The following is a 20,040-nucleotide window of genomic DNA, read 5'->3' as shown; positions in this document are numbered from 1 at the left end:
AGCCTGGCGTAGTATCGCCGCGTGACGTGGCTCGGAGAGTGGCTGGACCGGCCCGAGACGCTGCGCCGGGCGGCGCTGGCGCTGCTCGTGGCCAACATCGGCATCGTGTGCACGGGCGGCCTCGTGCGCCTCACCGGCTCCGGGCTCGGGTGCCCGACCTGGCCCCGGTGCACCGACGACTCCTACGTGACGACCCCCGAGATGGGGTACCACGGGGTGATCGAGTTCGGGAACCGGACGCTCACGGGTGTACTCAGCGTGTTCGCGCTCGTCGCCATCGCGGCCGCCTGGCGGCAGCGGCGTCACTCGAAGGCGGCCCTGCGCGCCACCGTCTGGGTGCTCGCCGGCATCGCGTTCCAAGGCGTCCTCGGTGGCATCACGGTGCGGCTGGCGCTCAACCCGTGGTCGGTGGCGGTGCACTTCCTGGCCTCGATCGCGCTCATCGCGCTCGTCTTCGTGCTGTGGGACCGCACCCGGGGGGAGCCGCCGCGCTGGACGGCGCCGCGGGCCATGCGCACCGCCGGAGTCCTCGTGACGGTCGTCTCCGCGGTCGTGCTCGTCCTGGGCACGATCGTCACCGGCAGCGGCCCGCACTCGGGCGACACCAAGGCCACCCGCACCGGATTCGACCCGCAGGCCATGTCCCAGCTGCACACCGACGCCGTGATGGTGCTCGTCGGACTCTCCGTGGCCATGTGGTTCGGCCTGCGCGCGCTCGGGGCGCCGCTGCGGGTCACCCGGGCCGCGGCGATCCTGGTCGCCGTCGAGCTGGCGCAGGGCGTGGTCGGCTTCGTGCAGTACTTCACCGGTCTGCCCTGGCCCGTCGTCATCCTGCACATGCTGGGCGCCTGCCTGGTGTGGACGGCGACGCTCAACCTCCTGGCGCGGGTGACGGCGCGACCGGCTCAGGCCGGGTCGGACGACGCGGACCGCGACCACTCGCTGGCCAGCACGGCGTAGCGCAGGTCGTCGGTCCACTCCCCCTTCCACCACTGGCTCTGCACCTCCAGCCCCTCGCGGCGGAAGCCGAGCCGCTCCAGCAGCCGCGCCGAGCGCTCGTTGCGCGCGTCGACCGAGGCGTGCACCCGGTGCAGCCCCTCCTCGGCGAGCAGATGGTGCACCACGCGGCCGACGGCCTCGGCGGCGTAGCCGTGCCCCTGGTAGCGCGGGGCGAGGGTGAAGCCGATCTCCGCCTGCCGGCCCCGGTCGTGCCGGTTGGCCCCGACGTCGCCGATCAGCGCGCCGGTCCCGCGCAGCTGCACGGCGAACTGAAACCAGCCCTCGGCCCGCGGGTCGCGCCCGTCCAGCCCGGCGACGAACGCGATCGCGGACTCGATCGGGAATGGGGCGTCCCAGCCCTGGTACCGCGCCACCTGCGGATCGGAGCGGTAGGCGGACAGCGCGGGGGCGTCAGCGGCGCGGAACGGCCGCAGCAAGAGGCGCTCGGTCAGCAGCACGATCAGACTGTACGGCCCGGGCCCCGGCCACCAGCGCCAGCGACCCCGCGACCATCAGCCGCACCAGGAACACGTGCACGTTGCCGGCGTAGTAGTGCCGATCGCCCAGCGCGCACGTGAGCGCCACCCCCGCGGCCAGCGCCGCGGCCGTCACGCCCCAGAAGCGGGCCGGGCGCACCGGCACGGCGGGCGGCTCCCCGTGCCACTCGCGCAGCTTGCGGCGCATCCCGACGTACACCACGAAGACCGGCAGCAGAATGACGCCCGCCGCGTCGCTGGCCTCGCGGATCGGCCACCAGGCGGCGACCGGCCCCGGGTGCGTCACCAGGTCCCACAGCAGGTGGCTGACCGCGCCGAGCAGGGCCGAGTACGCGGTGATCCACCACCGGTGCCGGACGGTCCCCAGCACGCCGAAGTCGCGCACGTGGAACCAGGGCGGCAGGTGCGCGGCGACGGCCGGGGCGCCCCAGCGGCACAGCTGGGCGACCACGACCGCCGTGGGCAGGCTCCACCACAGCAGCGCCGGGATCGTGTGGCTCGGGATGAGGATGCCGGGGCCGTCGAGGGCGTACGCGAAGTCGGGCGCGCACGCGCCGGTCGCGAGCGCCACCCCGTCGAACCAGCGGGGGCGCCACAGCTTCAGCGGCAGGACGGCGAGCGGATGGGTCGGCAGCGTCGAAGGCACGGGCCGATGCTGCCCCGTGCGGACGGCTCCAGTGGCCGCCTCCACGGGATCACCACGAACCCCTCACCTGTTGCGCCGGTCACGCGAAACCCGCGCGAGGGTGCAAGGATCACCCGCCTCGAATGACACGTTGCGGATGAGCGCGACCATCACACCTACCCATCATTGCCAAGTTGTAAATTCATCTGCACTTTCTATGGTGCCGGTTGGCGGGTGTGCAACTCTTCTGCAATGGGGCACACGGAACCGCTCATCATGCAGATCTACTGCCGCCTGGAGGTTGCGGTCACCGATCCGCAGGCCGTTGCGAAGCTCGCCGGTCAGCAGCTGCGAGAGGCAGACATCGACTGGTCACGGCGGGAGGAGGACCTCGACGAGGCGGTCCACCAGCTCGAGTCCGATCTCACACAGTCATTGGCGTGTGTCATTGAACACGATCGAATGATCGAACACCTCCCGGGCGTCGAACCGCGGGGCGGTCTGGCGTTCACGGCATTCGGCAAGCCCGATGACCGTTTCCGGCCGGGATTCACCGACTTCCTGTAACCCGGGTCACGGCGCCGGCGGCGACGACGCCCCGGCGCCGTGCCGTCGATCCGATCCGCGCCCCCGCCGGCCTCGGCGAGGTTCACGCAAGGTGACCGGGCGCGGACGGACGGCTCGATACCATGGTGTGCCTTCGACACACAGCAGGGAACCCATGGGACCGACTTCGAGCCTCTTCGGCGAGGTGCTGGCCCGCGGCGAGGTCGCCGCGGCCGTCGGCGACGACGCCTGGCTGACCGCGATGCTGCAGGTCGAGGCCGCGCTGGCCGACGTGCAGGCGTTCACCGGCCTGCTCGAGCAGGCCGCCGCGGACGCGATCGGCGCCGCGTGCGCCCGCCCCGAGGCGTTCGACGCGGCGGCGATCGGCCGGGCCGCGGCCGGGAGCGGCGATCCCGTCGAAGCGCTGGTCGAGGCCCTGCGCCGCGCCGTGCCCGAGCACGCCACGGCCGTGCACCGGGGCGCGGCGAGCCAGGACGTCATCGACACCGCGGGCATGCTGGTCGCCGCCCGCGCGCTGCGCCCGCTGCTGGCCGACCTCGGCGCCTGCGCCGAGCTCACCGCGCGGCTGGCCCGGGAGCACCGGGACACCACCATGACGGGCCGGACGCTGCTGCGCCCGGCCGCCCCGACCACCTTCGGCCTCAAGGCGGCCGGCTGGCTCGGCGGCCTCGACGCCGCCCGCCGCCGCCTGGACCAGGTGCGGGCCGACCGCCTGGCCGTGCAGTTCGGCGGCGCCGCGGGCACCCTGGCCCCCTTCGGCGACGCCGGCCCCGACGTGCTCGAGGGCCTGGCCACGGTGCTGGGCCTGCGCGAGCCCGCCCTGCCGTGGCACACCGAGCGGACCCGCATCGCCGACCTGGCCGGCGCCCTGGGCTGCGCGGCGGGCGCGATGGCCAAGGTCGCCCGCGACCTGACGCTGCTCACCCAGCACGAGGTCGACGAGGTCTCCGGCGCCCCGGCCGACCCGCAGCCGGGCGCGGCCCAGCCGAACGGCTCCGCGGCCGGCGGCGCACCGGCGACGGCGCACCGGCGCGACCCGATCGCCGCGGTGTGCGCGCTGGGCTGCGCCGCCTCCGCCCCCGGCCTGGTCGCGAACCTGCTGGCGGCGATGGCGCACGAGCACGAGGGGGCGGCCGGCGCCTGGCACGCGGAGTGGCGCCCGCTGCGCGAGCTGCTCGTGGCCACCGGCTCGGCCGCGTCCTGGCTGCGCTCGGCGCTGGAGCGGCTGCTGGTGCACCCCGACGTCATGCGCGGCAACCTGAGCCGCAGCGGGGTCACCGGGGACCTGCACGCGGTGGGGCCGCTCATCGACCGGGCACTGGACGCGTTCGGGTCGAAGCGGTGACCGCCGGCCCCGACCGGATCAGCCCCGGCCCCGTCCGGGCTCAGGGCCGGGTCACGACAGCAGCTTGACGAGCAGCGGGGCGAGGGCGGCCGGCTCGACGCCGTGGGTCTGGCCGTCCAGCACCTCGAACCGCGCGCCCGGGATCGCGGCCGCGGTCGAGCGCGCCGCCTCCCGCAGGGGCTCGGGGCTGGCACCGCCCGCGATCAGGGTCACCGGGACCGTGATCGCCGCGGCGACCCCGGGCCGCAGGTGGCCGGGGCCGAGCACGGCGTCGTCGTACGCGAGCGTCGGCGCGATGCCCTCCAGCACGGCGAACCCGGGCGAGGCGCGGAAGGCGGCGATGGCCTCGGGCGGCATCCCGACCCGCGACTGGAACAGCGCGACGGCGTCGCCGCGGCGGCCCTCGGCCAGCAGGCCGGTCAGCCGCTCGGTGTAGGCGGGGTCGGCGCCGAGCAGCGGCGGCTCGTACACCGCCAGCGCGGCGATGCCCGAGCCCTCCGCGGCGGCCTCGAGCCCGATCACCCCGCCCGAGGACATGGTGCAGACGCTCGCCGCGCCGCCCGCGGCCGCCACGACCGCATGGAGGTCCTCGATCTCGCGCCGCACGGCGTAGGGCTGGGTGTCGCCGCTCTCGCCGCGGCCGCGGCGGTCGTAGCAGTACACCGTGAAATGGTGCTGGAGGGCGGCGGCGAGGGGGCGCATCGGGCCGGCGGCGCGGAAGCAGCAGGCGCCGTCGACCAGCACCAGGGCCGGGCCGGAGCCGGTGGACTCGTAGCCGATCGGCGTGCCGTCGGCGGACATGACGGTGGGCATCGGGACTCCTAGAGCGAGGCCAGGTAGGCGTCGAAGCGGTCGAGGCTCGTGGCGAAGCCCGCGCGCGCCTCGGCGCTGCGGTAGGCCTCGGGCACGTCGGTCTGGTGGGTCGTCACCTCGGTGCGCCCGTCGCCGAGGTCGGCGAACGTGACCTCGGTGCGCATCCGCGTGTCCGCCTCGATCCAGACGAGGCGGCGCGGGCGGTCGATCTCGGCGTAGACGGCCCGCATGGTGTACGCGGAGCCGTCCGCGCCCACCATCGTCGTCTCGAACCGGCCGCCGGGCCGCAGCTCGACCACGATCCCGTCGAGCGGGGTCGTGGTGCCGGCCGGGCCCCAGAAGTGCGTGAGGTGCTCGGGCCGGGTCATGCAGTCGAACAGCAGCTCCGGCGAGGCGCGGTGGACGCGGCTGAAGGTCAGCTCGCTCACAGCCGCTCCAGGTATTCGCCGAGCCGGTCGTGGCGGCCGGCCCAGAGGGCCCGGTGCCGCTCGATCCAGCCGCCCGCCTCGGCCAGCGGCTCGCCCGCCAGCGCACAGGGCCGGGCCTGGGCGCTGCGGGTGCGCGAGATGAGCCGGGCCTTCTCCAGCACCTTGAGATGCTTCGAGACCGCCTGCTGGGTCATCGCGAAGGGCTCGGCGAGCTGCTGGACCGTCGCCTCGCCCTCGGCGAGCCGCTCCAGGATGGCCCGGCGCGTCGGATCGGCCAGGGCCGCGAAGACGAGGCTCAGCTCGTCGGTGACCACCATGCCTCGACGGTACCGACAACTGAGCGGTTTAACAACCGAATGGTTGTCATTGCAGGCTGTGGGTCGTCCGCTCGGACCGGGCCAGGGCGGCGAACGCCTCCGGGTCCGCGTTGGCGGCGATGACCACGGACGCGCCGGCCGACAGCGGGGCGAGCAGCCACTTGAGCGGGTGCTCCTGGGTGGCCGCGTTCACGAGCAGCCGGTCGCCGCCGCGCAGCCCGATCCGCTCGGCGAGCTCGGCGGCGATCGCACCGAACGAGCCGTAGGTGGTGCCGTCGGGCGTGACGGCGTCACCCGCCCGCGTGCGCCCGGGCGCGGGCACGTGCGGGGAGAACTCGTCGACGGCGGACTCGAGGTCGCGGTAGCCCTCGGGCGCCTCCTCGGCGAACAGGGAGAACCGGTGCTTGGCCTCGGGGATGCGCTCCAGCCAGGAGCCGATCCGGTCGGCGGCGACGAAGAGCACGTCGTAGGGCAGGTCCGCGCCGGGCTCGAGCACGTCGAGCCCGGCGGTCGCCGTGCCCTGCAGCGACACCCGCAGCCCGGCCGACCAGGCGCCCATGAGCACCGCGGCGGTGAGCCAGTGCGGCGGGAGCAGCACCGCGGCCCGGTCGCCCTCGGCGAGCCCGCAGCCCTCGCGCAGCAGGCCGGCGACCTGGGCCGCGCAGCCGCCGAGCTCGGAGGCGCTGAGGTCGACGTGCTCGCCGGTGGCGGCGTCGTGGAAGGTGAGAAGGGTCGGCTCGGTCAGCTCCGGCGCGCGGTGGGTGCCCATGCCCTACAGCATGATGGTCGCGCTGCTGCGGGCCACCTCCGGCTCGACCGGGGGCAGCGTCTCGTACTTCTTGAGCACGGCGTGCACGACGAAGACGTAGGGCACCTTCGAGCCCAGCCCGGTGACGGTGGCGCTGACCCGGCTGCAGCCCTTGCCCGCGGGCACCGTCTGCCAGGTCCAGGTCGGCTGCGGGCCCATGTAGAGGTGCTGGGACACGGCGGCGAGACGGTACTCCACCAGCGCCGGGTCGCCGATGTTCCACCAGCTCACGACGGCCGAGGTGGTGCCGGGGGCCACGTCGGCGCCGTTGACCACGCCCTGGCGGTAGGCGCCGGTGCACTCGGTGGGGCTGTAGCCCGGGGTGGCGGTGCGCGGCGTGCGGGACGGCAGCGGGGACATGGACGCGATCGGGCCCCGCACCGGGGCGCCCGTGGTGAGGCCGGCGGACGGGTCGGCCGCGTCGCCGCGCAGGTACACCGTCTTCTCCGGCAGGTTCACGACCTTCCCCGAGCCCTTGGTGGCGTCGGTCGAGCCGCCGGTGCCGGCGCCGCCGAGGCCGGGCAGCATGCCGCACCCCGCCACCCCGGTGGCCAGGGTCGCGACGAGGACCAGGCCCGCGCCGATGCGCCGCTTCACCCCGGTCACATCGGCACGGGCGGCGCCGAGCTGAGCGCTCGATCGGCCGCCGCGGCGCGGCCGGCGCCCTCCCGCGCGACAGGCGGACCCTAGCCGCGCGACAGGCGGCGCTCGACGGCCGCGGCGAAGCGCTCCGCCGAGCCCTCCGCGTGGCCGAAGAACAGCGACGGCTCCGCCAGCTCGACCTCGATGACCACCGGGCCGTCCGGGGAGGGCAGCAGATCCACGCGGGCGTACAGCAGCTCGCCCGCCGGCACCGGCAGCGCTTCGAGCACGCGGGCGGCGAGCGCGCGCTCCTCGTCCGACGGGGTGCGCGGGGAGATGTTCTCGTTCTGGTACAGCAGGTCGCCCTCGACGTACGGGCCGGTGAGGATCGCGCCCTTGCGGATCGCGTGGCTGAACTCGCCGTCGAAGTGCAGCAGCGCCGTCTCCCCCGCGGTGTCCACGGCGTCGAGGTACGGCTGGATCATCACGAGCCGCCCGTCCGCCTGCAGCCGGCGCACCTGCTCGGCGGCGAGGGCGGCCTGGGAGCCGAGGTCGTACCGCCCGGTGTCGATGCTCCCGGCGCTCACCGCGGGCTTGATCACGATCTCGCCGGTGCCCTCCGGCACGAAGGCGTCGCCGGGCTCGACCCAGGTGGTCGGGACGATCGGGATGCCGGCCGCGGCGAGCTCGCGCAGGTAGCGCTTGTCGGTGCTCCACTCGATCACCGCCGCCGGGTTGGCCAGCCGCGGCACCGAGCGGGCCCAGGCGACGAACTCGGCCCGGCGCTTGGCGTAGTCCCACGTGTTGCGCACGATCGCGAGGTCGTAGCCGGCCCAGTCGGCGCCGGCGGCGTCCCACGCCACCGGCTCGGCCGCGATGCCCCGCGCGGCGAGGGCCGGGATCAGCGCCCGGTCGTCCTCGTCGAGATCCGGCAGGTCGGCGCAGGTAACGAGAGCGACCCGGGCGGCGGCCCGGGTCGCGTTGACAAGGGAACGATCATGATTCACGCAGCGAAAGATACCCGCGGCGGGCGGGTTCGGGGTGTTCTAGCGCGACAGCGTGCGGCGCCCCATCGAGCGCCAGAGGTCGTTGCTCGGGCGCATGTGCTCGAGCAGCTCGCGCTCCCAGGCGTTCTCGATCGTGACGCCGGCCTGGGCGCAGGCGGAACGCGCGATGTCCGTGCCCTCGGCCATCTGGTCGCCCCAGACGCCGTCCTCTCCGACGAGCACGATGCGGGCACCGCGCCGGCCGACGTACTCGATGACTGCCTTCGCGCCGCCGTGGTCGTCCGCGAAGGACTTGAGGCCCGCGATCAGCCCGCCCGGAACCGGACGGTTGAGGGTCATCGTCGTATCGGAACCATCTGCCATGACGGCCACATTAGAGGGACGGCAGGCCACGTGCGGGGGAAGTCGGCGTCGGTTGTGATCGTTCTTACCAACACGTTTACACCACACGTCAGGCGTTTGGCGCGGCAATGTCCGTAAATATCGGGATTTTCTGCGAGTGTTTCGGACGCGTAAAGCGAGACATGCATCACGTGCGGTGTCCGCCTGAGGAGGCGTGCCAAAAAATCGGGCGTTTCCGGCTTAACTTTCGCTTAGGCCCCCAAATGGCCAGGGGTTTGGGCCACTGCTCTTTGCCGTGCGGTGACCCGCGCTTCGCGGGCCGGCGCTACTGGATGAGGGCGTCGATGGCGACGGCGACGAACAGCAGCGTCAGGTAGGTCACGGACCAGTGGAACAGCCGCATCGGCTTCAGCGGCTCCTCGCGCCGGGCGCGGCCGTGCAGGCGGTGCGCCTCCACGAGCAGCAGCGCGCCGGTGACGACCGCGACGACGCCGTAGAGCGGCGTCATCCCCATCGGCCAGAGCGCGACGGATGCGCCGACGGTCAGCCAGCTGTAGATCACCGTCTCCAGGCCCACGCGGCGCAGGCTGCGCACGACGGGGAGCATCGGGATGCCGGCCCGGGCGTAGTCGTCCTTGAACTTGATCGCCAGCGCGTAGAAGTGCGGCGGCTGCCACAGGAACACGACCGCGAAGAGCACCCACGCCGTCCACGACAGCCCGCCGGTGACCGCCGCCCAGCCGATGAGCACCGGCGCCGCGCCGCACGCGCCGCCCCAGACGGTGTTCTGCGGCGTGGTCCGCTTGAGCCACATCGTGTAGACGAGGTCGTAGTAGGCGATCGCGCCGACGGTCAGCAGCGTGGCGAGCAGGTTGGTGAAGGTGGCCATGAGCACCGTCGACACCGCGGCGAGCGTGAGCCCGAAGATCAGGGCGCTGCGCGGGGAGACCGTGTGCGTGGCCAGCGGGCGCCGCGACGTGCGCTTCATGAGCTGGTCGATGTCGCGGTCGATGTAGCAGTTCAGCGCGTTGGCGGCGCCGGCCGCGAGCGAGCCGCCGACGAGCACGACGAGGACGAGCCACAGCGAGGGCAGGCCCTTGTCCGCGAGGAACATCACCGGGACGGTCGTGATGAGCAGCAGCTCGACGATGCGCGGTTTGGTCAGCGAGACGTAGGCCTTGACGATCGCACCGAGACCCGAGCGTCGCCGGGCCTCCTGCTGGCGCTGGGCCAGGGCGAGGGCACCCGCCGTGGTCGGACGGACCGGGGCGGACGTGAGCTGGTCAGCGACACCGTGGTCGACGAGTTGCGTCACGTCTGGTTTGCCACCTTCCCGGGGCGAGGCCATGCGGCGGAGCGGAGAGCCGCCGAGATCAGCGGGCTCCCGCATCGTAGAACAGGATCGTGGCTGCTCGGACGGCGACCCCGGGGGACCGTGACCCTCACCGGCGAGCGGAGAGTCAGGACGTGTCCGATTTCGCTGACAGCTGAATCGATCCAGGTCGGGGCCATCGCGGCTCATCGGCGCCCTGGGGGCGGATGCGGCCATCGACTACCGTTGCCGCAGGCAGTGTCGCCGATGTCCGAAACATGGTCGACTGCGCGTGGGGCTACCCGATCGTGGGTAGGGTCGACTTGATAACCCCTTCAGAACAGAACCCTTTCGAGGAACTACGCAAACCTCGCCGTTCGACAGGAGCAGCACCGCCGTGAGCGTTGAAGAGGTCAAGGGTCCCGAGCTGTCCTGGTCCGACGTCGACCGGCGCGCCGTCGACACGGTCCGGGTGCTGGCGATGGACGCCGTCGAGAAGGCCGGCAACGGCCACCCCGGCACCGCGATGAGCCTGGCCCCGGCCGCCTACCTTCTGTTCCAGAAGGTGATGAAGCACGACCCGACCGACCCGAACTGGCTCGGGCGCGACCGTTTCGTGCTCTCCTGCGGTCACTCCAGCCTGACGCTGTACATCCAGCTGTACCTGGCCGGCTACGGGCTGAGCATCGACGACCTGAAGTCGCTGCGCCAGTGGGGCTCGCTGACCCCGGGCCACCCCGAGCACGGCCACACCGCCGGCGTCGAGACCACCACCGGCCCGCTGGGCCAGGGCATCGGCAACGCGGTCGGCTTCGCCATGGCCGCCCGCCGCGAGCGCGGCCTGTTCGACCCGGAGCCGGCCCTCGGGGAGAGCCCGTTCGACCACGACGTCTACGTGATGTGCTCCGACGGCGACATCGAGGAGGGCATCAGCCACGAGGTCAGCGCGCTCGCCGCGCACCAGAAGCTGGGCAACCTGACGGTCATCTACGACGACAACGAGATCTCGATCGAGGACGACACCCGGGTCGCCAAGAGCGAGGACGTGGCCAAGCGCTACGAGGCCTACGGCTTCGACGTGCACGTCGTGGACTGGCGCAAGGGCCACGACGCCGGCGACGGGGTCTACAAGGAGGACGTCCAGGCGCTGTGGGACGCGATCCAGGCCGGCAAGCGGGTCACCGACAAGCCGACGTTCATCGCGCTGCGCACCATCATCGGCTGGCCGGCCCCGAAGAAGCAGAACACCGGCAAGATCCACGGCTCGGCCCTGGGCGCCGACGAGGTCAAGGCCACCAAGGAGGTCCTCGGCTTCGACCCGGCGCTGTCGTTCGAGGTCGACGAGGAGGTCCTCGCGCACACCCGCGGCGCCATCGAGCGGGGCAAGGCCCTGCACGCCAAGTGGGACGAGGCCTTCGCCCAGTGGCGCGAGCGCGCCGGCGAGCGTGCCGCGCTGCTGGACCGGCTGCTGTCCGGCGCGCTGCCGGCCGGCTGGGAGAAGGCGCTGCCGGAGTTCCCGCCCAGCGAGAAGGGCGTGGCCACCCGCAAGGCGTCCGGCGACACCCTCGCCGCGCTGGCCCCGGTGCTGCCGGAGCTGTGGGGCGGCTCGGCCGACCTCGCGGAGAGCAACAACACGACGATGGAGGGCGAGCCCTCGTTCCTGCCGTCGGAATACGCCACGAAGGCGTTCCCCGGCGACGAGTACGGCCGCACCCTGCACTTCGGCATCCGCGAGCACGGCATGGGCGCGATCCTCAACGGCATCAAGCTGCACGGCCCGACCCGCCCCTACGGCGGCACGTTCCTCGTCTTCTCCGACTACATGCGCCCCGCGGTGCGCCTGGCCGCACTCATGCACCAGCCGGTCATCTACGTGTGGACGCACGACTCGATCGGCCTCGGCGAGGACGGCCCGACGCACCAGCCGATCGAGCACCTCTCGGCGCTGCGCGCGATCCCCAACCTCGCGGTGGTGCGCCCCGGCGACGCCAACGAGACCGCGCAGGCCTGGAAGGCGGCGCTGGAGCGCAAGGACCAGCCGGTGGCGCTCGCGCTCACCCGGCAGAACCTGCCCACCCTGGACCGCACGGTCTACGCCCCGGCGGAGAACGTGGCCAAGGGCGGCTACATCCTCAAGGACGCCTCCGACAGCCAGCCCAAGGTGATCATCATCGCCACCGGCTCCGAGGTGCAGCTCGCGGTCCGGGCCCAGGAGCGCCTGGAGGCCGACGGCACCCCCACCCGGGTCGTGTCGATGCCGTGCCAGGAGTGGTTCGAGGAGCAGGACGCGGCCTACCGCCAGCGGGTCATCCCGACCGGCGTGAAGGCCCGCGTGACGGTCGAGGCCGGCATCGCGATGTCGTGGCGGGGCATCCTCGGCGACTGCGGCGTCCCGGTGAGCATCGAGCACTACGGCGCCAGCGCGCCCTACACGGTGCTGTTCGAGCAGTTCGGCTTCACCGTCGACAGGGTCGTGGCGGCCGCGCACGCCTCCCTCGCCAAGGTCGGCGAGATTACCGGCAGCACCACCGGCAACTGAAGCACTAAGGAGAATGCGATGAGTTCCGATCGGCTGGCCGAGCTCGCCGCCGCTGGTGTGGCGATCTGGCTCGACGACCTCTCCCGTCAGCGGCTGACCAGCGGCGGGCTGGACAAGCTCCGCCGCGAGCAGCACGTCGTCGGCGTGACCACCAACCCGACGATCTTCGCCAAGGCCGTCACCTCGGCCGAGGACTACGCCGAGCAGGTCAAGGACCTGGCCCTGCGCGAGACCTCGGTGCCCGAGGCGATGCGCTCGATCATGGCGCACGACGTGCGCTGGGCCTGTGACGTGCTCAAGCCGGCGGCCGAAGCCAGCCGGGGCATCGACGGCCGCGTCTCGATCGAGGTCGACCCGGCGCTCGCCGCCGAGACCGCCCGCACCCTCGCCGAGGCGAAGGAGCTGTGGTGGCTGGTCGACCGCGACAACCTGTTCATCAAGATCCCGGCGACCAAGGAGGGCCTGCCGGCGATCACCGCCACGCTCGCCCTGGGCATCAGCGTGAACGTGACGCTGATCTTCTCGCTGCAGCGGTACGAGGCCGTGATCAACGCCTTCTTCGCCGGCCTGGAGCAGGCGAAGGAGAACGGCCACGACCTGTCCAAGATCGGCTCGGTGGCGTCGTTCTTCGTGTCGCGGGTCGACACCGAATACGACAAGCGCCTCGACAAGATCGGCACCGCCGAGGCCAAGGCGCTCAAGGGCAAGGCGGCCATCGCCAACGCCAAGCTCGCCTACCGGCTCTACGAGCAGCAGTTCTCCTCGCAGCGCTGGCAGGCCCTGGCCAACGCGGGCGCGCATCCCCAGCGGCCGCTGTGGGCCTCGACCTCCACCAAGAACCCGGAGTACCGCGACGTCATCTACGTCGAGGAGCTCGTCGCCCCGGGCACGGTCAACACCATGCCGGAGCCGGTGATCCACGCCTTCGCCGACCACGGTGTGGTTCGCCCCGACGCCGTGACCGGCAGCTACGCCGAGGCGCAGCAGGTCATGGACTCGCTGGCCGCGCTGGGCATCGACTACAACGACGTCGTCGAGGTCCTCGAGCGTGAGGGCGTCGAGAAGTTCAGCGCCAGCGGCAAGGAAATGATCGAGACGGTGCAGAAGGCGCTGGACGCCGCGTCCTGACGTTCGCGCGTTCTGTCGTTCGCTCATTCGGTATTCGCCCGTCGTGCACGGGCGCCAAGATGAGGGCATGCGGGGAGTGGCGGGTGTCTGATCTGCTCGACGACGTCGTGGCGGCGGCCGGACTCACGGTGTTCGGCGTCGCCTCGGCCGCGCGGCCGGTCGGCGCCCCCACCCCCTTGCCTTTTCTCCCCGGTCCCGAGCTGACCGACCGGATCGCCGCCGTCCGCCCGCGGGGGCTGGACCGGGTCGTGCTCTGCGGGCCGGGCGCCGGGGCCGCGGCGATCGCCGCCACCCTCGGCCTGGACCTCACCGTGCTCGACACCGCCGACCCGCACCGGGTGCGCGCGGCCCTGGCCGACCGGCTGGAGCGGACGGTGGTCGTGCTCGCGGTGCCGGAGCCGACCGTCGTCGCGGACGCCCACCGGCGGGCCTTCCTGCAGGCGTTCGAGGACGCCGGCCTGCACGACGTGGGCCGGCGTTTCGTCGTCGTGACCGCGCCCGGCTCCGGGTTCGAGACCGTGGCGCGCGAGATGGGCGCGCCGCTCTTCCTCGCCCCGCCGACGACCTCCGCGCTGAGCGCGTACGCCCTCGTCCCCGCCGGGCTGGCCGGGGCGGACACGGCGGCGCTGCTGGCCGAGGCCGCGGCGTTCCAGGCTCCTCCCCCGCCCCGCGCCGCGGCGGGCTTCGCCGCGGCGGCCCCCCGCCGGGCCGGGCCGGCCGCGGAGCCGGCCGCGGAGCCGGTCGCGGAGCCCGTGCTGCCGGGCGTCGCGCTCGGCGAGACGATCGCCGCGGCGGTGCGCGACGGGCGGGACAAGCTCGCCGTCGCCCCCGACGGCACCGGCATCGACGGCCTCGGCCCGTGGATCGAGCGCCTCTTCGGCGACGCCGTGGTCACCGTCGCGCTGGAGAACCCCTCCTCGTGGGGGCACGAGGGCCCCGACGTGCTCGGCGTGACCGTCGGCGGCGTCCTGGGCCGCGCCATCATGCCCGGCGGCGGCATCATGCCCGACCTGTCCGTCAACGGCCCGCTCGGCGCGCACCTGTTCGCCTGGGAGCAGGCCGCGATCGTGGCCGGGGCGGCCCCGCGGCCCACCGGCGACGGCGACGCGCTGCTGCACCGGCTCGACAGCGGCGGGCCCGCCGGGGCGCCCGCCCTCGTCGAGGGGGCGATCGAGGTGTACGGCGAGACGACGGCCACGACGCTCATCGCCGCGATCGACGGGCTGGCCCGCACCGTCCCGCCCGGCGGCCGGGTGGCGATCGAGGCCCACCTCGACCAGGGCGGCGACGCGGCAGCATCCGGGGTGCGTGACGCCCTCGGCGGGCGGGTATCACGGGCGGTGACCTTCGGCTGGGGACCGCGTGCCGCCCCGGGCACCGGGGCCACGCTGCTCATCACCGGCGCGGTCACCCACGACGTGCCGGTGCCCGGCCGGCCGTACACGTTCGGCGAGCTCCAGGCCGCCTCCGCCGCCCCCGGCGACGGGCCGTGGCTGCGTTTGCATCTGACCGACCGGGCAACCGGTATCGAACAACTGTTGGCCGCCCTCGGAGGGTGAACTGATGACCAATCCGCTGCGGGACCCGCAGGACCGGCGACTGCCTCGGATCCCCGAGCCGTGTGCGCTGGTCATCTTCGGCGTCACCGGTGACCTGGCCCGCAAGAAGCTCATCCCGGCCGTCTACGACCTGGCCAACCGGGGGCTGCTGCCGCCGAGCTTCGCCGTGCTGGGCTTCGCCCGGCGCGACTGGGGCGACGGCGACTTCGAGGACCTGGCCCGCAAGGCGGCACAGAGCGGCGCCCGCACCACGTGGCGCGAGGAGGTGTGGGCCCGCCTCGCCGGCAACATCAAGTTCGTGCCCGGCTCGTTCGAGGACGACCAGGCCTTCGACCACCTGGCGCGGACGCTGAACGACCTGCACGACGAGGCCGGCATCCCCGGCAACGCGGCGTTCTACCTGTCGATCCCGCCCTCGGCGTTCCCGGTCGTGCTCAAGCAGCTCGAGCGCACCGGCATGTCGGACAACGCGAAGTCCGGCGGCTGGCGCCGGGTGGTGGTGGAGAAGCCGTTCGGCTACGACCTCACCTCGGCCAAGCAGCTCAACGACCTCGTCGACGACGCCTTCACCGCCCAGGACGTGTTCCGCATCGACCATTACCTGGGCAAGGAGACCGTCCAGAACATCATGGCGCTGCGCTTCGCCAACAACCTGTTCGAGCCGGTGTGGAACTCCAACTACGTCGACTCGGTGCAGATCACCATGGCCGAGGACGTCGGCATCGGCAGCCGGGCCGGCTTCTACGACAAGGTCGGCACCGCCCGCGACGTGCTGCAGAACCACCTGCTGCAGCTGCTGGCCCTGGTGGCGATGGAGGAGCCGACCGCGTTCGACGCCGACGCCATCCGCACCGAGAAGCTCAAGGTGCTCAACGCCATCAAGGTGCCGTCCGACGTGGCGACCAACACGGTCCGGGGGCAGTACCTGACCGGCTGGGTCGCCGGGGAGCGGGTGCCGGGGTACCTCGAGGAGAAGGACGTCCCGCCGGACTCCAAGACGGAGACCTACGTGGCGACCCGCCTGGGCATCCAGAACCGCCGCTGGGCCGGGGTGCCCTTCTACATCCGGGCCGGCAAGCGCCTGCCGCGGCGGGTCACCGAGCTCGCGATCCTGTTCAAGAAGGCCCCGCACCTGCCGTTCAGCGAGGCGGACGTGGAGATGCTCGGCAACAACCAGCTCGTCATCCGGGTCCAGCCGGACGAGGGCGTGATGCTGAAGTTCGGCTCGAAGGTGCCCGGCACGACCATGGAGGTCCGCGACATCGCGATGGACTTCCAATACGGCGAGGCCTTCACCGACGCGAGTCCCGAGGCCTACGAGCGGCTCATCCTCGACGTGCTCGTGGGCGACAAGACGCTGTTCCCGGACTCGGCCGAGGTCGAGGCAAGCTGGAACGTGGTCGACCCGCTCGAGGAGGCCTGGGCGGGTTCGACGCCCGAGCCGTACCGCGCGGGCGAGTGGGGCCCGCGGGCCGCCGACGAGATGCTGGCCCGCGAGGGCCGCGCCTGGCGCCGGGCCTGACCGGGGCCGAAGAGGAGACAGAGACATGATCGGTTTGTGGGACACCACCGGCATCGAGGTGGTCAAAGCCCTGGCCAACGAGCGGCGCAGCGCCGGCGGCCTGACCAGTGGCCTGGCCCTGACCCTGATCGCCGTGGTCGACGAGCGGCAGGTCCGCGAGGCCGAGGCGGCGGCGACCATCGCCGCCTCCGCGCACCCGTGCCGCCTGCTCATCATCGTGCGCGCCGACGTCACCCAGCAGCGCTCGCGCCTCGACGCCGAGATCGTCGTCGGCGGGCGGCTGGGCCCGTGCGAGGCGGTCGTGATGCGCATGCAGGGCCGGCTGGCGCTGCACGCCGAGTCGGTCATCATGCCGCTGCTCGCCCCGGACGTGCCGGTGGTGACGTGGTGGCAGTGCGCGCCGCCGGAGCGGATCGCCTACGACCCGCTGGGCGTCGTCGCCGACCGCCGCATCACCGACAGCGCCCAGGCCAGCGACCCGGTCGCCGCGCTGCGGGTGCGCTCCGACGACTACGTGCCCGGCGACACCGACCTGGCCTGGTCGCGCATCACCCCGTGGCGGACCCTGCTGGCCGGGGCGTTCGACGCCAACCGGACCGGCGTGCGCTCGGCCGAGATCGTGGCGCCCGAGCACGACCCGACCGCCCTGCTGCTCGGCGGCTGGCTGGAGGCGCGCCTCGGCGTGCACCCGACCCGCAAGCCCGGCGACGGCAAGATCATGCAGGCGGTGAACATGGTGCTCGACAACGGCGACTCGATGAACCTGATCCGCGACCTCAACGCGGGCGTCGCCACGCTGCAGCGCACCGGCCAGCCGGACCGCATCCTGCCGCTGAGCCGCCGCCCGCTCGGCGACGAGCTCGCCGAGGAGCTGCGCCGGCTCGACCCCGACCAGCCCTACGCGGCCGCGCTGGCGGCCGGCACCGGCAAGCGCCGGCTCGGCGAGCGCGGCGGCCCCCGCGTGCACATCTGGAAGGACCCCGCCCTGGCCGAGAAGCCGGAGGCCGGCACCGCGCCCGCGCCGGAGCCCGTGGCTTCATGAGTCAGTCGAAGATCGTCGTGCACACGGAGCCGCGGCTGCTCGCCGAGGCGGCCGCCGCCCGGCTCATCGTCCGGCTCACCGACGCCCAGGCCGAGCGGGGCGAGGCCACGGTCGTGCTGACCGGCGGGCGCATCGCCGCCCAGATCTACCAGGCGGTCCGCGAGAGCCCGGCCCGCGACGCGGTGGACTGGTCGCGGGTGAACGTCTGGTGGGGCGACGAGCGGTTCCTGCCCTCCGGCGACGGCGAGCGCAACGAGACCCAGGCCCGCGCGGCGCTGCTCGACGCGCTGAACCTCGACCCCGCCCGGGTGCACCCGATGCCGGCCTCCGACGGTCCGGACGGCGAGGACGCCGAGGCGGCCGCCGCGCGTTACGCCGCGGCGCTGGCCGATGCCGCCCGCCCCGGCCACGCCGAGCTGCCGCACTTCGACGTGGTGCTGCTCGGCGTCGGCGAGGACGGCCATGTGGCCTCGGTGTTCCCGGAGCACCCGGTGACGCTGGAGTCGCGGCCGGTCTCGGCGGTGCGGGGCAGCCCGAAGCCGCCGCCGGTGCGCATCACGCTGACCCTGCCGGCGATCAACACGGCGGCCGAGGCGTGGCTGATCGCCTCGGGCGACGGCAAGGCGAAGGCGGTCGGCCTGGCCCTCGCCGACGCGGGGCCGCGCCAGATCCCGGCGGCGGGCGTGCACGGGCGGGAGCTCACGCTGTGGCTGCTCGACACGGCCGCGGCCCACGAGCTGCCGCCCCGCTTCCGCAGCCTCGTCTGAGGATCGCCGATCAAGGCAGGGTGACCAGCCGCGGACCTGGCAGCAACGGCGCGCCAGCGCCGAGCGGTGTCTCGCGGGAGGGACGGTCCGCACCACGGCGGACCCGAGTCAAGGCCCTGGTTCGTACAGCGGGGCGCCGGCATCGCATCCGGCGCCCCGCTGGCTATCGGCCTGTGCGCTGACGCAGACGCGCCAGCGCTTCCTGGAGGATGGCCTCGCCGTCGGCGTCGGTGCGCCGCTCCTTCACGTAGGCCAGGTGGGATTTGTACGGCTCGGCCCGCGGACGCTTCGGCGGGGCCTGCTCGTCACGGCCGGCCGGGAGGCCGCACCGGGAGCAGTCCCAGGTGTCCGGGGGCTCGATCTCGGCGGCGAACGCCGGCTCGGTCACGTGCCCGTTGGCGCACCAGTAGGCCACGGTGCGCCGGGGGGCCTGTTCACCACGCTCGGCCCAGCGCACCGGGCCGGAGCCGACTCGTGTTCCGCGGATGGCATTGCCAGCTGCCACGGCTGCTCGCTCCTGTTCGTCGGGGGGTACGACGTCTTACGGAGTGCAGGAGTGTGGGCGTAAACACCTGCGCGCGGCCCGTAAGTTGCACGGACCGCGCGCCGAGTCTAGCGCTGATGGCAGCCGAGGTGCTCAGGCGCCACCGTTCTGCACGATTTTGAGCCAGAGGCCGAGGCCGACGATGCAGGCGAACCAGATGATGCCGACCAGCACGGTGTAGCGGTCGAGGTTCTTCTCCGCGACCGACGAACCGGCCAGGCTGGAGGACACGCCGCCGCCGAACATGCTGGACATGCCGCCGCCCTTGCCGCGGTGCAGGAGCACGAGCAGGGTCAGCAGCACGCTGGTGATGACCAGCAGCACGATCAGGGTGTAGGCGAACGCCGTCATGGCGCGGTCGTCCTCTCGGCAAGGCGGTCAGGGAACGGTCGTACGTAGAGCGGGTGCCAGCTTACTAGGCGAGTCCGATCGCGCACAGGCCGGGCCGCCGGAACCGCGGGGCCGCAACGTCGCGCGGCCCCGTGGACCGCGCGACGCGCTGTGCCGCTGCTGTTACTTGCCGAGGCGGACGATCCGCGCGAAGCCCTCGGCGTCGATGCTCGCGCCGCCCACGAGGGCGCCGTCGATGTCGGGCTGCTCGATGATCGCCGCGACGTTGTCGTGCTTGACCGAGCCGCCGTAGAGGATGCGCACGCGGTCGGCGGTGCCGCCGCTGTACTTCTCGGCCAGCCGGGTGCGGATCGCCCCGATGACCTCCTGCGCGTCCTCGGGCGTCGCCACCTTGCCGGTGCCGATCGCCCAGACCGGCTCGTACGCGATGACGATCTTCTCGACCTCGTCGGTCTTGATCTTCTCGAGGCCGGCGTCGAGCTGCGCGAGGGTGTAGCCCACGTGCTCGCCCGACTCGCGGACCTCCAGGCCCTCGCCCACGCACAGGATCGGCGCGATGCCGTTGGCCAGCGCCGCCTTCACCTTGGCGTTGACCAGGGCGTCGTCCTCGTGGTGGTACTGCCGCCGCTCCGAGTGCCCGACGACCGCGTACTGGCAGCCGAGCTTGGCCAGCATCGCCCCCGAGACCTCGCCGGTGTAGGCGCCCGACGCGTGCGCGGAGATGTCCTGCGCCCCGTAGCCGATGAGCAGCTTGTCGCCGTCCACCAGCGTCTGGACGCTGCGGATGTCCACGAACGGCGGCAGGACGACCGTCTCCACGGCGTTGAGCTGCTGCTCGTTGAGCGTGAAGGCCAGCTTCTGCACCAGCGCGATGGCCTCGAGGTGGTTCAGGTTCATCTTCCAGTTGCCGGCCATGAGCGGGCGGCGTCCGGTGACCTCAGCCATC

The 20,040-nt window shown here is 73.0% G+C and carries 22 protein-coding genes; 9 read left to right on the top strand and 13 right to left on the bottom strand.

Features of this window, described 5'->3' with window-relative positions:
- Window positions 1–21: 21 nt before the first annotated feature.
- The gene (locus ACQP2P_RS08845; protein ID WP_433614559.1) at window positions 22–960 is read left to right on the top strand and encodes a COX15/CtaA family protein; all 939 of its coding nucleotides are present in this window, start codon (window positions 22–24) and stop codon (window positions 958–960) included.
- Here the strand turns inward: ACQP2P_RS08845 and ACQP2P_RS08840 are convergent.
- Both ACQP2P_RS08840 and ACQP2P_RS08835 read right to left on the bottom strand, forming a co-directional pair.
- On the bottom strand, window positions 906–1,457 hold the full coding sequence (locus ACQP2P_RS08840) for a GNAT family N-acetyltransferase (protein ID WP_433614557.1): 552 nt from the start codon (window positions 1,455–1,457) through the stop codon (window positions 906–908). The genes ACQP2P_RS08845 and ACQP2P_RS08840 overlap by 55 nt on opposite strands.
- On the bottom strand, window positions 1,411–2,142 hold the full coding sequence (locus ACQP2P_RS08835) for a DUF4184 family protein (RefSeq protein ID WP_433614555.1): 732 nt from the start codon (window positions 2,140–2,142) through the stop codon (window positions 1,411–1,413). Before ACQP2P_RS08835 ends, ACQP2P_RS08840 begins: the two co-directional genes overlap by 47 nt.
- A gap of 255 nt (window positions 2,143–2,397) precedes the next feature.
- Between ACQP2P_RS08835 and ACQP2P_RS08830 the strand changes: the two genes are divergently transcribed.
- Window positions 2,398–2,688 carry a hypothetical protein gene (locus ACQP2P_RS08830; RefSeq protein WP_433614553.1) on the top strand — a complete coding sequence of 97 codons (291 nt, stop codon included), beginning with the start codon at window positions 2,398–2,400 and terminating at the stop codon, window positions 2,686–2,688.
- Between the two features lie 154 nt (window positions 2,689–2,842).
- Window positions 2,843–4,033 (top strand): lyase family protein, encoded by a 1,191-nt coding sequence (locus ACQP2P_RS08825; RefSeq protein WP_433614551.1) that lies wholly within the window; start codon window positions 2,843–2,845, stop codon window positions 4,031–4,033.
- Between the two features lie 51 nt (window positions 4,034–4,084).
- Here ACQP2P_RS08825 and ACQP2P_RS08820 read toward each other — a convergent pair whose 3' ends face one another.
- From ACQP2P_RS08820 to ACQP2P_RS08785, 8 genes are all read right to left on the bottom strand, one after another.
- Complete coding sequence (locus ACQP2P_RS08820) at window positions 4,085–4,846, bottom strand: alpha/beta fold hydrolase (protein ID WP_433614549.1); 762 nt, start codon at window positions 4,844–4,846, stop codon at window positions 4,085–4,087.
- Window positions 4,847–4,854: 8 nt separating this feature from the next.
- Window positions 4,855–5,274, bottom strand: coding sequence for an SRPBCC family protein (locus ACQP2P_RS08815; RefSeq protein ID WP_433614547.1), 420 nt, complete (start codon window positions 5,272–5,274; stop codon window positions 4,855–4,857).
- A complete protein-coding gene (locus ACQP2P_RS08810) occupies window positions 5,271–5,591 on the bottom strand; it encodes an ArsR/SmtB family transcription factor (protein ID WP_433084916.1) in 321 nt (106 codons plus the stop codon). Before ACQP2P_RS08810 ends, ACQP2P_RS08815 begins: the two co-directional genes overlap by 4 nt.
- Window positions 5,592–5,637: 46 nt before the next feature.
- Complete coding sequence (locus tag ACQP2P_RS08805; RefSeq protein ID WP_433614545.1) at window positions 5,638–6,360, bottom strand: TIGR03089 family protein; 723 nt, start codon at window positions 6,358–6,360, stop codon at window positions 5,638–5,640.
- A gap of 3 nt (window positions 6,361–6,363) precedes the next feature.
- Window positions 6,364–7,005 carry a hypothetical protein gene (locus tag ACQP2P_RS08800; protein WP_433614543.1) on the bottom strand — a complete coding sequence of 214 codons (642 nt, stop codon included), beginning with the start codon at window positions 7,003–7,005 and terminating at the stop codon, window positions 6,364–6,366.
- Window positions 7,006–7,085: 80 nt separating this feature from the next.
- Window positions 7,086–7,988: an ATP-grasp domain-containing protein gene (locus ACQP2P_RS08795; RefSeq protein WP_433614541.1), complete on the bottom strand. Its 903-nt coding sequence runs from the start codon at window positions 7,986–7,988 to the stop codon at window positions 7,086–7,088.
- Window positions 7,989–8,027: 39 nt separating this feature from the next.
- On the bottom strand, window positions 8,028–8,351 hold the full coding sequence (locus tag ACQP2P_RS08790; protein WP_350615209.1) for a hypothetical protein: 324 nt from the start codon (window positions 8,349–8,351) through the stop codon (window positions 8,028–8,030).
- A 304-nt stretch (window positions 8,352–8,655) separates the two neighbouring features.
- Complete coding sequence (locus ACQP2P_RS08785) at window positions 8,656–9,645, bottom strand: heme o synthase (RefSeq protein ID WP_433614539.1); 990 nt, start codon at window positions 9,643–9,645, stop codon at window positions 8,656–8,658.
- A 478-nt stretch (window positions 9,646–10,123) separates the two neighbouring features.
- Between ACQP2P_RS08785 and tkt the strand changes: the two genes are divergently transcribed.
- The 6 genes from tkt to pgl all read left to right on the top strand — a co-directional run bounded on the left by tkt (window position 10,124) and on the right by pgl (window position 18,199).
- On the top strand, window positions 10,124–12,181 hold the full coding sequence (gene tkt / locus ACQP2P_RS08780; RefSeq protein ID WP_433619058.1) for a transketolase: 2,058 nt from the start codon (window positions 10,124–10,126) through the stop codon (window positions 12,179–12,181).
- Window positions 12,182–12,199: 18 nt separating this feature from the next.
- Entirely contained in the window at window positions 12,200–13,309 is a 1,110-nt protein-coding gene (gene tal, locus ACQP2P_RS08775) for a transaldolase (RefSeq protein ID WP_433614537.1), read from the top strand.
- 83 nt (window positions 13,310–13,392) lie between these two features.
- Complete coding sequence (locus tag ACQP2P_RS08770; RefSeq protein WP_433614535.1) at window positions 13,393–14,868, top strand: glucose-6-phosphate isomerase; 1,476 nt, start codon at window positions 13,393–13,395, stop codon at window positions 14,866–14,868.
- A gap of 4 nt (window positions 14,869–14,872) precedes the next feature.
- Complete coding sequence (gene zwf, locus ACQP2P_RS08765) at window positions 14,873–16,390, top strand: glucose-6-phosphate dehydrogenase (protein WP_433614533.1); 1,518 nt, start codon at window positions 14,873–14,875, stop codon at window positions 16,388–16,390.
- A gap of 25 nt (window positions 16,391–16,415) precedes the next feature.
- The gene (locus ACQP2P_RS08760; protein WP_433614531.1) at window positions 16,416–17,432 is read left to right on the top strand and encodes a glucose-6-phosphate dehydrogenase assembly protein OpcA; all 1,017 of its coding nucleotides are present in this window, start codon (window positions 16,416–16,418) and stop codon (window positions 17,430–17,432) included.
- On the top strand, window positions 17,429–18,199 hold the full coding sequence (pgl, locus tag ACQP2P_RS08755) for a 6-phosphogluconolactonase (RefSeq protein ID WP_433614529.1): 771 nt from the start codon (window positions 17,429–17,431) through the stop codon (window positions 18,197–18,199). Before ACQP2P_RS08760 ends, pgl begins: the two co-directional genes overlap by 4 nt.
- A gap of 163 nt (window positions 18,200–18,362) precedes the next feature.
- Here pgl and ACQP2P_RS08750 read toward each other — a convergent pair whose 3' ends face one another.
- The 3 genes from ACQP2P_RS08750 to tpiA all read right to left on the bottom strand — a co-directional run bounded on the left by ACQP2P_RS08750 (window position 18,363) and on the right by tpiA (window position 20,039).
- Entirely contained in the window at window positions 18,363–18,704 is a 342-nt protein-coding gene (locus tag ACQP2P_RS08750; RefSeq protein ID WP_433084896.1) for an RNA polymerase-binding protein RbpA, read from the bottom strand.
- A 132-nt stretch (window positions 18,705–18,836) separates the two neighbouring features.
- Window positions 18,837–19,094, bottom strand: coding sequence for a preprotein translocase subunit SecG (gene secG, locus ACQP2P_RS08745; RefSeq protein WP_433614527.1), 258 nt, complete (start codon window positions 19,092–19,094; stop codon window positions 18,837–18,839).
- A 162-nt stretch (window positions 19,095–19,256) separates the two neighbouring features.
- Complete coding sequence (gene tpiA / locus ACQP2P_RS08740; protein ID WP_433614525.1) at window positions 19,257–20,039, bottom strand: triose-phosphate isomerase; 783 nt, start codon at window positions 20,037–20,039, stop codon at window positions 19,257–19,259.
- Window position 20,040: the final 1 nt, after the last annotated feature.

The sequence above is a fragment of the Dactylosporangium sp. CA-139114 genome, assembly GCF_050955725.1.
In the GTDB taxonomy this organism is placed as follows: Bacteria; Actinomycetota; Actinomycetes; order Mycobacteriales; family Micromonosporaceae; genus Dactylosporangium.
This window is presented reverse-complemented; position numbering and strand designations above follow the sequence as displayed.